Below are 12,388 nucleotides of genomic sequence, written 5' to 3' on the forward strand. Positions count from 1 at the left end.
ATTATGAAAACAAATAAAATAATATTCGGTATATGTTTTATATTAAGCATATTTCTTTTCACTAAAGCTTATTCACAAGACCATCATTTTTCGCAATTTGATGCAACTTTACAGGCATTAAATCCAGCCCTCTGCGGAATGTCGTGGGGCGATGAATTTGCATGGAGGGCAAATACTAGTTACAGATCTCAATGGCGAGGAATTGCTACCAAGCCATTTAATAACCAGCTTTTAAGTTTTGACATGCCATACAAAGGATTTGGAATAGGTGGTTATTTGTTGAATACAAGATCTGGTGCAGGTTTTTTAAACACTTTAAATTTTATGGTTGGTGGTGCTTATGAAATAACTTTAGATCCGAAAAATGAACATAATCTTTTCGGGGGATTGCAAATCGGGTTATTTAACAGAAGTATTAAAGTTGATAACTTAATCTTTGACAGTCAATATTCATATGCCACAAATTCTTACGATGAAAATATAATAAGTGGTGAAATATTAGAAAATAAAAGTATTTATCGATTTGATGCCAATATGGGATTTTATTATAAATACCGGAAAAACGGACTTAAAGTAAGTCCACATGTAGGTTTATCATTATTTCATGTAACAATGCCAAACGAATCCTTTACTTCAGAAAAAAGTAGAATGCCTATCAGATACGTTTTAACCGGAGGATGTGAATACCATATTAACGAACAAATGTACATTCAGCCAAATATTTTAACGATGTTTCAGGCAAAGGCAACTGATTTAGTATTTTCAACTCTTTTCTATTACAAAATAAATGACACTCCATATCAAACAATTGCAGGATTAGCATATAGAAATAAAGATGCAGTAATGATACATTTAGGATTAAAATATAATCAATGTGTATTCAGATTAAGCTATGACATAAACACTTCTTATCTAAAGAAATATACTAATGGTAGAGGTGGGCTTGAAATCTCAATTATTTATGTTCAAAAAGCTAAGAAAACTGTGAATAGAACAATTATCCATTAAAACAGCCGAAATTTCATAAATTTATTTTGAGCCAGATATAATAAAATATTTATCTGGCTCTTTTATTTATTAGTATCTAATTTCTTTTAGGGCAAAATGGAAGCTGGTTTTCGGGTTGAGTAATAAAATTTCTCAACTCGTCACAGTCTTCAGGATTACAACAAACATGACAAACTCTTTTAATTGCTTTAAAGCTAGTTAATTTAACATCCGAAGAAATAAAATTGCTTTTTTCGCTTTCCTCACAAAGTAAATTTGTACTTAAATATTTCTTATTATCATCTGAAAATACTGTAACAACAATTGAATCCTCTCCTAATTCCTCCTGAACTTTTAATGCCCCAAGAAAATTAGCACCAGATGAAATTCCGACACCTATTCCTAACTCGCAAGCAAGTTTCTGTGCCATAATAATTGAATCTCCATCATCAACAGCTACTACATGGTTTAATTCATCTAATTTTACAATAGAAGGAATAAACTCATCAGAAATACCTTGAATTCTATGCTTACCAACCTTATAACCTGTGGTTAATGTAGGAGAATTTGATGGTTCTAAAGGATAAATTTTAATGTTCTCGAATTTACTTTTTAAATATTTTCCAACTCCCATAATTGTTCCACCAGTACCCACACCTGCAATAAATGCATCAGGTTCTAATGATTTATATTTTAATTGCCAGTAAATTTCTGGTCCGGTTGTTAGCATGTGAGCTTCAACATTATCTTCATTTGAGAACTGACAAGGCAAAAAAGCATCTTTTGTTTTCTCAGCTAATTCAATTGATTTTGCAATACTGCCTTTAAAACCGCCTTCTTCACTTGAAACCAAAACTATCTTGGCTCCTAAGCTCTTTATTAGATTCATTCTTTCTGAACTCATCCAGTCGGGCATAAAAATAGTAACAGTATGACCCAAAGCCTTACCTATAGCAGAAAAAGCAATACCTGTATTCCCACTTGTTGCTTCAATTATTGGACTACCAGGTTTTAATATTCCTCTTTCGTAGGCTTTGCTTATTATATGAAGAGCCATTCGATCTTTAATACTACCAGTCATATTTAGATTCTCGGCTTTTGCAAAAATCCTTCTTCTTTTTCCTTTGTATTCAAAATTAATTTCTAACAAAGGAGTATTTCCTATTAAACAAGAAATATCTTTAATTCTACTTTTATAATCCTGCATAAAAAAATAAAAATTGACCTCAAAAATATGATTTTGAAATATCAGAAACTAATAATTTTAAACTAAATCGTTTTACTGTTTCATATAATACTGATTTATTAATATTTATTTAAGAATAAATTTATGAACAGTTGTTAATTTATAAATACAGATTATTAAAATAAACTTATAAAATTATTGTCTTCAAATTCATTGGATTACTTACAATTGCAATTACAGGAAAATCAATATGTCAAATAACACTCAACACTTTTACTTTTTACCAAATTATTTTTTGAATTAACCAATTTAAAATTTCAACTTTGCAAGAACCATTTTTTAAATAAACTATGTTATGGAAAAATTGAATACAGATGCTTTAGATTATCACTCAAAAGGACGTCCTGGTAAAATTGAGGTTATCCCAACAAAACCATATAGTTCACAACGAGATTTATCATTAGCCTATTCACCTGGAGTGGCTGAACCTTGTTTAAAAATTGCAGATAATAAGGAAGATGTTTATAAATATACTGCAAAAGGTAACTTAGTTGCAGTTATTTCAAATGGTACAGCAGTTCTTGGTCTAGGTAATATTGGACCAGAAGCAGGTAAACCGGTAATGGAAGGAAAAGGGCTCTTATTTAAAATATTTGCAGACATTGATGTTTTTGACATTGAAGTTGATGCATACGAAATTGATCATTTTGTTAATACAGTTAAAGCAATTGCTCCTACCTTTGGAGGTATAAACCTTGAAGATATTAAATCTCCTGAATGCTTCGAAATTGAAAGAAGACTTAAAGAAGAACTAAATATTCCTGTTATGCATGACGATCAGCATGGCACAGCAATTATTTCTGCTGCTGCTTTGCTTAACGCTGTAGAATTGGTTGGAAAAAAACTTGAAAAAGTTCGTATAGTTATTAATGGTGCAGGTGCATCTGCAATTTCATGCACCAGATTATATGTTGCATTAGGAGCTAAATACGAAAACATAGTAATGCTTGACAGCAAAGGTGTTATCAGAGCAGATCGCGATAACCTAACTGACGAAAAGAAACTATTTGCTTCAAAAAGAAATATAAATACTTTAGAAGAAGCAATTAAAGATGCAGATGTTTTTGTAGGTCTGTCTAAAGGTAATGTAGTTTCTCAGGACATGGTTCGTTCAATGGCTAAAGATGCAATTGTGTTTGCAATGGCAAATCCCACACCTGAAATTTCTTTTGCTGATGCAATAGCAGCCAGAAAAGATATTATCATGGCAACCGGTCGTTCCGATCATCCTAATCAGGTAAATAATGTTCTCGGCTTCCCTTTCATTTTCAGAGGGGCATTAGATGTTAGAGCTACTTGTATTAATGAAGAGATGAAATTAGCTGCAGTAAAGGCCTTGGCAGAACTTGCAAAAGAAAGTGTTCCAGATACTGTTAATTTAGCATATCACACCAAAAATCTTTCATTTGGAAGAGATTATATTATTCCAAAACCTCTTGATTCACGTTTAATTTACACAGTTGCTCCTGCAGTAGCAAAAGCTGCTATGGATTCTGGTGTAGCTCAAAAACCAATTCAGGATTGGGATGCATATAAAGCAGAATTAAAAAAACGACTTGGTTTAGATAATGAATTAATGCGTAAGGTTACTCATAAAGCTAAACAAGATCCAAAACGTGTTGTTTTTGCTGATGCAGAAAATTACAAAATATTAAAAGCAGCACAGGAAGTTAGTGAAGAAGGAATTGCAATTCCAATTTTATTAGGAGATAAAGAACAAATTGCAAAAATAAGTGAAGAAAATCATTTAGATTTAGGAAAAATTCAGATTATCGACCCAAAATCGAAAGAGGAAGAAGCAAGAAGAAATGATTTTTCTGCTGCTTATTTTGAGATGAGGAAAAGAAAAGGTCTTACTTATATTGATGCACAATCAGCTATCAGAACTCATAACTACTTTGGTGTTATGATGGTTGAAAAAGGCATGGCAGATGTATTTATTTCGGGTTTGACCAGAAAATATCCTACTACTATTCGTCCTGCTCTTGAAATAATCGGACGTCAAAAAGGTGTGCGTATTGTTGCGGGAATGTATATTCTGATGACCCCAAGAGGACCTTACTTTTTAGCAGATACAACAGTTAATATTAACCCAACTGCACAAGACCTTGTTGATATTACACTTTTAACAGCCAACACAGTTAAAGAATTTAATATTACTCCAAAAATTGCAATGCTTTCTTATTCAAATTTTGGATCAACACCAAACGAAGAAACTAAAAGAGTTCAGGATGCAGTAAAAATCTTACACGAACAACATCCTGATTTAATAGTTGATGGCGACTTTCAGGCAAATTTTGCAATTAATCCTGAAATGCGAAATGAATTATTTCCTTTTACAAAACTTGGAAACGAAGAAGCAAACACTTTAATTTTCCCTAACCTTGCTGCTGGTAACATCGTGTACAAATTAATGCAGGAATTGGGCCAAATGGAAGCTATTGGACCATTATTAATGGGATTAAAGAAGTCAGTTCATGTACTTCAACTTGCAAGTTCAGTAAGAGAAATTGTTGATATGGTTACTATCGGAGTTGTTGATGCTCAAATTGAAAAAAAATAATCATAAGCAGTATTAAAATAACAAAACCCGGCTTTCGTCGGGTTTTGTTATTTTTAACTTACTTCATGTAAATTAATATGCTACTTCTCCTTTAAAATTTCACTATACTTATTATAATAAAAGCCATAATAGTAAAATCTTAAAGATGAAAGCAGTAATGGGAGTCCCATTACAACGTATATTACAGCAATATATTCTTTTGGTAAAAGTTCATATTTTCTTGTAAGTATTCCCGAAGTCATCATAACTGTCATAAGTATATAACTTCTTAAATTAAAAAAGAAAAGAATAAACGGTCTCTCGCTTGGTAAATTGATAATTCTTATAATATGCTTCTTTGAGAGTTTTTTAAACATGAGTATAAAAAACAATACACCTAATATTATACAACCAGCTAATTTATATGCAAATATTCCCGGAATATGGTGAAATAACACAAAACCAATAGAATTCAGTTTAAACCCTGCAAATGACCATACTATTGCAGCCACAAATAAAAGATAGCGTTTAGAAACTCCGGGCTTTAAATTGATTAATGTCTTCACTTATATTAAAATTGCGGCAAAGATATGATTTTATTAACCCAAAATACTCAATCAAAAAAATAGAGCCGATTTTTAATAACTATTAACCTTTCTATTTTGAGAATTGTATAACATTAGTTTTTTTATGTTCTATCATCCACTGTGTTGACTGCAACATTACAAACATATATTTTTTCATACTGTCGGCTATATTTTTATTTTTTTCAATACAATTTGAGACATCATTACCTTTTAGTTTAAATAAACTTTCCTCTTTCTCTTTCGAAAAAACATACATAAAATCGCTATTTAAACAAACTAATTTATTATCCTCACTAAAATAAATATAATCACGCTTTTCTTTAAATAAATTAATTCCAAACGTATTGTTAACATAAGATACATTAAGTACTCCCATAGATGTTGGAAATATATCAATCTGACCTCCAAGAATAGGATCTGCCTTGCTCTCAGTAATTAATTCATTAGAATAAATAATAAAAGGAACATGATGAAAACTCAACGGAATAATATATTTATTGTTCCCTGTTATGGCACCATGATCTCCTGTAAAAACAAATACAGTACTATCAAACCATGGCTGCTTTGATGCCATTTGCATAAAATATCCGATAGACCAGTCGGCATATTCAATAATTTGCTTTTCAATTTTATTTGTTTTTGCTTTAAAACTAATACCATCAGGAATAATATATGGTCCATGATTACTGGTAGTCATAAATGTTGCAAAAAACGGTCTATTACCTTGAGATAATTCTGATAAGACCTCTATCCCCTTTTCAAACATAACATGATCGGGAACACCATACATTCCTACTATTTTATCCTGAGAGTAATCACCCTGGGAAATTATTCTGTCAAAATGATTTTCAGGAAGAAATTCGCCAATATTATCGAAACTGGTTCCATGATTTGTGAAGTATGTTGTACTATAACCCAATTGCTTTAATACTCCGGGAAAGCCTGAATACACTGTTCTTTCAACATTTGTTGTAGATCTTAAACTCCATATTCCAGGATAAGAATATAAAGTTGAATATACACCATTTGAAGTATGCTTTCCTGCACTCCAGATATTGTCAAAAGAATAACCATTATTTGCCAGACTATCAATATTAGGTGTAATGTTATATTTATTTCCAAAACGACTGAGATTATCTGCAGTCATGCTCTCCATTATAACAATAACAATATTTCGCTTCTTTAATAAACTATCAGGAATAACTCTTCTTGCAATTGGCGAATCAAACTTATCAAAATCTGTTATATTCAAATACCTTCTAACCTCTACTAATGCTAACTTATCGTCCATAAATACAATTTTATTCATCATGCTTTTAACAAAAGTAAAAACAGGATTTAATCCAATCTGATTAATAAATGCATTAGATGAAACACAAGCATTACCCTCTTTTATTGGCGCACTGGTACGCCCCCTCATGCCATTAAAAAGAACAAACCCAATTACAACAAAGAAAATAATTTTTATTACTAACGATTGTTTCTCTTCTGAATATGCCTTTAACAATGTTTTAATTCTAATATACTTTGCTAATAAAGAAAATACAATCGCAATTATTATAAAAACAAATAAATAAACGATATAAATAAACTCTGAAAAAATAAATTTAACCATCATATCAGGGGTATCAACCCAATTAAATACTGCAACAGTTAATCTCGAAAAATTGTATTTAAAATAAGGAATATCAACAGCACAAAGCATAAAAGCAAAAATAAAAATAAGCGCTGTCAGAAATTTTATTATTCTAATTGTTATTAACGAGTTCGCATTAAACATATTTAACACCGATAAAACAATAAAAGGAAATACAAGAATATAACAAGAAATTACTGTATCAAAACGCCAACCTATAGCAAATGCTTTTGCTAAATATGAATTAACATCGGCAAAATCGGGCAACAATTCTTTTGATGAATAAACAAAAAATATTCTGAATATTGTAAAAATTAATACTCCAAGAAAATACATCCCCAACAAATACCTTAAATACTGAGGAATATATTTCAAAATTTGCTTCACCTTTTATTAATTTATTGCAAATATAATTAAGAAATTGATTTAATAATTTAGATTGATTTCTCTATAAATCTCACATAATTCTTTTGAATTCCTGCAACTTGTTATACAATTGCAATTTTCAAGTAAATTAATTGCAACTTCTGAGATAGGTTTAGGATTGTAGTAACCCTGATGGCTATAATTCATATATTTCAATACCTTAAACATATCAAACCATCTGAAGAACCTTTGAGAAAATGTAAGTTGTGAATTAGAATTCAAATTAATCTCGCCAACATTCTGAATAAAATTATTTTCATTTAAAAAATTCTGCATTGGAACAGAAAACTCTTTAATAACTGATTTTATTTTTTCTTCATTTGCTCCAAACAATGTACAGGATTTTTCAACAATATCAGCAATATCTTCAAATGCAGTTAAATCGTATGTCATATAATTAGAATCTCCAGAGATCTGCATTTTGCCTATTGCAGCTCCGGTTCCAAAAGGAACTCTGTCGGAAGATCGTGGTGATGGAAAAACTTTTGTTGTATTTAATTCAGCATAATTGCCTAGCTGGATAATCTTTTGTAAAAAATAAAAATCCTCCCCTGCCTTACGTTTATTCATGCCTCCCTGTTTACAATAAGCCTCTGCACGAACAGCAAAAGAGGAACCTATTGTTTGAAATGCAAATGGATGCCCTGCTAATTTTAATGCCTCAATATAATACCTTAAATAAAGTTCGTAAGAAGCAATCGCATTATATGTAAAATCGTCAAATTCATCGCCTTCAAAAGGATGCTCAAACTGAATAGAACAGCCATTTAATTTTGAATCTTGTTTGAAAATATTTTCAATTTCACACAAATAGTTTTTCATGCATTTACAATCTGCATCAAATCCTATTAATACACCATCTTTTTTGTTTATTAAATTAAAACGCCTTACTGCTTCATCCATCCCAATTTTTCTGGCCAAACCAACACCGGCATCTTTTTGGGGTAAATCATTAACTACTATTTTATAAAATCTGAATTTATTTTCTGAGTGAGATTTTTGCCATTCATCAAAGATCTTTTCACTGATTTTATTCTGATTTAAATTAATCTCATTACAATCTTCAGAAGCATTAATAACAATAATTACCTCAACCGAACAATCAGGTCTTGTACATTCCCATAAGCTGTCTATACTTGCAATAATATCGGGTTCGTTAAAGCACGGTATTACAATTGACAAAAATAAATCATCATTAGGATTATCTTTTATAAAAGAAGAATAAAGGGCATGCTTTTCTAAATAATGCCCAAAAATCTGCATAGTATTATTCTTTTTTAATTGCAGGCTGATAACGACTATTAAGCATTCCAACAACAGTATCGGTAATATTTAAATAACTATTACCATAAAGAAAAGTAGCAGAATTTAAAATAAATCTGTATTTACCATCTTTATTAAATTCTTTTAAAAAACTTGTAACAGTATCTAATAATTGTTTCTCTAAATTCTGACTTTCAAGCATTAACTCGTTTGATAAATCTTCTCTTAACTTGTAAAGATTTTGTTGTTTTTCCATTAAATCCTGCTCCTGACGCTGTGCACTCTCCTGACTTAAAAAACTATTATTCTGAACTTTTTTCTGAAACTCTGCTGCTTCTTTTTCAAAAGCTGCAGATTTTCTGTTTAAGTCAGACTCCATTCCTTTTTGCTTTTCCATTAACTTATTCTCAAGTTCTTCATATAAATTATATTTCTTTAGCAGACTATCTACATTAATATAAGCAATATCAGTATTTGCAGGAATAGAATCTGTTGTCTTTTTTACCACAGTTGCAGATTCCTTGTTACTTGATGACTTAGAGCTAAAGTGCAATACAAAAAGAATAATAACAGCAATAAATAATATTGCATTTAATATTAAAGAAATGTTTTTCATGCGTTTGTTTTTTATTTTTTATTAAATCGATCAAATGAATTACGACATTTAAAATAAATTATTTCTGCTTTAATTTATTTTAAACATAGTAATTTCATAGTTTTCATTCTAAATTTTATACAAAACAACATAAAATTTTGCACTCTTAAAAATCTTTAGGATTTTTTAACCACGTATAGTTTTTCAATATATCTTTATAAGAGTAAAAATATCAATTATGAAAAACATTCTTATTTCAATTGCACTGCTAATTTCAGCAGTTATATTTTCAACTGACATACATTCACAAATAACTCAAAAATACTCTAAGGCAAAAGTTTACTTTCAAAAAGGCGAGTTAAATAAACTTGCTTCATTGGGAGTAGCAGTTGATAACGGAGAGGTAAAAAAAGATCAATATATTATTGCAGATTTCTCGGAACGCGAGCTTTCAATAATTAAAGACAATGGATTTAAATATGAAATTATGATTGACGATGTTTCAAAATTCTATGAAGAAAGAAACAAATCATCAAAAGAAAGTATAGAAGCACCTAAAAAAAAAAGTGTAAATGCTGTCGCTTGTTCAGTAGATAAATACCAGACTCCTCAATTCTTTTCACTTGGTTCAATTGCCGGATATTATTCAATTGAAGAAATAATGGCTGAACTTGACAGCATGCATCAGCGTTTTCCTAACTTAGTTACAGTCAGACAACAAGTAAGTGCAACTACAACAATAGAAGGCAGAAAACTATGGATGGTAAAAATTTCAGATAATCCGGGTATTGACGAAACTGAACCTGAAGTACTTTATAGTGCTTTAACACACGCACGTGAACCAATGGGAATGCAACAATTATTTTTTTACATGTATTATTTACTCGAAAATTACAATACAAATTCAACAGTAAAATACATTGTTGACAATACAGAACTTTATTTTATTCCATGTGTAAATCCAGATGGTTATAAGTTAAATGAAATAACCAATCCAGGCGGTGGTGGTATGCACAGAAAAAACTGTAGGCAAACTGGTGGCTCTCCAATTGGAATAGATTTAAACAGAAACTACGGATACCAATGGGGATATGATAATATCGGATCTTCAATAGATATTAATGATGAAACATATAGGGGAACAAATGCATTTTCTGAAGCTGAAACTCAGATAATGAAAGCATTTACAGAAAGTCATAATTTTAAATTATTAATCGATTATCATTGTTACAGCAATGTACTGCTAAACCCATGGGGATATATAGATCAATTAAGTCCCGATTCAGCAATTTACCGACAATACTCAGCTTTAATGACAAAAAATAATGGTTTTGCTTATGGCACACCATATCAAACAATTGGATACAATGCAAACGGAGGATCATTTGACTGGTTTTATGGTGAACAAACTACAAAAAATAAAATTATAGCCTTTGGTCCGGAAGCAGGTGATGCTAATGACGGATTCTGGCCTGCATCTAACAGAATAGAAACTATTGCAAAATCTTTTGCCGACATGAATTTTTATCTTGCTTTATTTGCAGGGAAATATGCAACAGTTAACGACATCAGCCCAAAATTCATAAGCAATTCAGGCTATCAAAAATTTAACATTCAAAGTTTAGGACTTGACACACCGGCTACCTTTACCGTTTCGGTTATTCCAACAAATTTGAATATTCAATCTGTTGGCACACCTGTAACAATTAACAACATGCATTTCTTACAATCAAAATCAGATTCAATTTTAATAACATTATTACCATCATTAACTCCGGGGCAAATAATTTCTTATGTTTATAAAATTGAAAATTCTTACGGATATTATTATTCAGATACCATTAATAAAATTTATGGCAATCCTATAGATATTTTTAACGATGTTGCTAACAATATGACAAACTGGACAGCTTCTGCAACATGGAATACTACAACAACAAGCTATTACTCTCCTACCAAAAGTTTTACCGACTCACCTAGCGGAAATTATACCGACAATGCTAATAAAACAATTTCCACCATAAATTATATTGACCTAACCGGTGCTATTTACGCAGAACTGTCATTTTGGGCAAAATGGGATATTGAAGCAGGATATGATTATGTTGAAGTTCTTGCATCAACAAATGGCACAACATGGACTCCATTATGCGGAAAATATAACCATCCTGGAAATTCTAATCAGGATTTAGATAATCCGCTTTATGACGGAACTCAGTCTACATGGGTAAAAGAACAAATTGATCTGACAAATTATCTTGGACAAAATATTAAACTAAGATTTAAATTAGTTAGTGACAGTTGGTCAAACTTTGATGGTTTTTATTTCGACGATATAAAAGTTACTGTACTTTCTTCATCAACTGAAACAAACAATAATCAAATTGAAAACACAGTAGCCACTTACCCTAACCCATTTCATTCAGAAATAAATATAAAACTCAACAACAAACAAAACAATCCGATTAAAATAAGTTTAATTGATGCTACAGGAAAAACAATTTACAATACTTACACAAATAAAGACGAATTAAATCTTAATACAGAGAAATTTGCAAAAGGTATTTATCTGCTAAAAATTGAAAACGAAAATAAAATTACGACTTTAAAATTGACAAAAGATTAAAGAATATTAAATTATATTTAATTGTTTGTATTGTATCTGCTTTCTTTAATAACTTTGCAAAATTCAAATTTTACTTCTGATGAGAATTTTTATTTTAATAGTATTTATTTTTTGTTATTCACTAACTCAATCACAGAACAGCTCTGTACGAATTGCACTTTTAAAATACAATGGAGGTGGCGACTGGTACGCAAACCCCACATCATTACCTAATCTTATTAAATTCTGCAATAAAAATATTGGAACTGATATTAACCCGGAACCTGCAACTGTAGAAGTAAGCAGTCCCGATTTATTTAACTATCCGTTTATTCACATGACAGGTCATGGTAATGTGGTTTTTACACCACAGGAAGTGCAAAATTTAAGAAGTTATCTCATTTCAGGGGGTTTTCTTCATATTGATGATAATTATGGAATGAATGAATTTGTAAAAAGGGAAATAAAAAAAGTTTTCCCTGAATCAGATTTTGTAGAGCT

Annotated in this window: 9 protein-coding genes; 4 read left to right on the forward strand and 5 right to left on the reverse strand. The window is 30.6% G+C overall.

Annotation, left to right across the window (positions count from 1 at the left end):
• The first annotated feature begins 3 nt into the window (after positions 1-3).
• On the forward strand, positions 4-1,008 hold the full coding sequence (locus HY951_09995; GenBank protein ID MBI5540377.1) for a PorP/SprF family type IX secretion system membrane protein: 1,005 nt from the start codon (positions 4-6) through the stop codon (positions 1,006-1,008).
• Positions 1,009-1,084: 76 nt separating this feature from the next.
• Here the strand turns inward: HY951_09995 and HY951_10000 are convergent, their stop codons facing one another.
• Complete coding sequence (locus tag HY951_10000; protein MBI5540378.1) at positions 1,085-2,194, reverse strand: cysteine synthase family protein; 1,110 nt, start codon at positions 2,192-2,194, stop codon at positions 1,085-1,087.
• Between the two features lie 334 nt (positions 2,195-2,528).
• Between HY951_10000 and HY951_10005 the strand changes: the two genes are divergently transcribed.
• Positions 2,529-4,796, forward strand: coding sequence for an NADP-dependent malic enzyme (locus tag HY951_10005; GenBank protein ID MBI5540379.1), 2,268 nt, complete (start codon positions 2,529-2,531; stop codon positions 4,794-4,796).
• A gap of 80 nt (positions 4,797-4,876) precedes the next feature.
• Here HY951_10005 and HY951_10010 read toward each other — a convergent pair whose 3' ends face one another.
• The 4 genes from HY951_10010 to HY951_10025 all read right to left on the reverse strand — a co-directional run bounded on the left by HY951_10010 (position 4,877) and on the right by HY951_10025 (position 9,303).
• Positions 4,877-5,341, reverse strand: a complete 465-nt coding sequence (locus tag HY951_10010) for a hypothetical protein (GenBank protein MBI5540380.1) — start codon at positions 5,339-5,341, stop codon at positions 4,877-4,879.
• Positions 5,342-5,432: 91 nt separating this feature from the next.
• Complete coding sequence (locus HY951_10015; GenBank protein ID MBI5540381.1) at positions 5,433-7,385, reverse strand: sulfatase-like hydrolase/transferase; 1,953 nt, start codon at positions 7,383-7,385, stop codon at positions 5,433-5,435.
• 39 nt (positions 7,386-7,424) lie between these two features.
• Positions 7,425-8,687, reverse strand: coding sequence for a glycosyltransferase (locus HY951_10020; protein MBI5540382.1), 1,263 nt, complete (start codon positions 8,685-8,687; stop codon positions 7,425-7,427).
• 4 nt (positions 8,688-8,691) lie between these two features.
• A complete protein-coding gene (locus tag HY951_10025) occupies positions 8,692-9,303 on the reverse strand; it encodes an OmpH family outer membrane protein (GenBank protein ID MBI5540383.1) in 612 nt (203 codons plus the stop codon).
• 217 nt (positions 9,304-9,520) lie between these two features.
• Here HY951_10025 and HY951_10030 point away from each other — a divergent pair, with 217 nt between their 5' ends.
• Both HY951_10030 and HY951_10035 read left to right on the forward strand, forming a co-directional pair.
• On the forward strand, positions 9,521-11,908 hold the full coding sequence (locus tag HY951_10030) for an immune inhibitor A (GenBank protein MBI5540384.1): 2,388 nt from the start codon (positions 9,521-9,523) through the stop codon (positions 11,906-11,908).
• Between the two features lie 79 nt (positions 11,909-11,987).
• Positions 11,988-12,388 (forward strand): DUF4159 domain-containing protein (locus HY951_10035; protein ID MBI5540385.1); only part of this gene is annotated, 401 nt, incomplete at its 3' end.

This window comes from Bacteroidia bacterium, assembly GCA_016218155.1.
Classification (GTDB): domain Bacteria; phylum Bacteroidota; class Bacteroidia; order Bacteroidales; family GWA2-32-17; genus GWA2-32-17.

Coding starts and splice junctions, on each gene's coding strand:
- HY951_09995 (MBI5540377.1), top strand. CDS start 4: ATGAAAACAAATAAAATAATATTCGGTATATGTTTTATATTAAGCATA.
- HY951_10000 (MBI5540378.1), bottom strand. CDS start 2,194: ATGCAGGATTATAAAAGTAGAATTAAAGATATTTCTTGTTTAATAGGA.
- HY951_10005 (MBI5540379.1), top strand. CDS start 2,529: ATGGAAAAATTGAATACAGATGCTTTAGATTATCACTCAAAAGGACGT.
- HY951_10020 (MBI5540382.1), bottom strand. CDS start 8,687: ATGCAGATTTTTGGGCATTATTTAGAAAAGCATGCCCTTTATTCTTCT.
- HY951_10025 (MBI5540383.1), bottom strand. CDS start 9,303: ATGAAAAACATTTCTTTAATATTAAATGCAATATTATTTATTGCTGTT.
- HY951_10030 (MBI5540384.1), top strand. CDS start 9,521: ATGAAAAACATTCTTATTTCAATTGCACTGCTAATTTCAGCAGTTATA.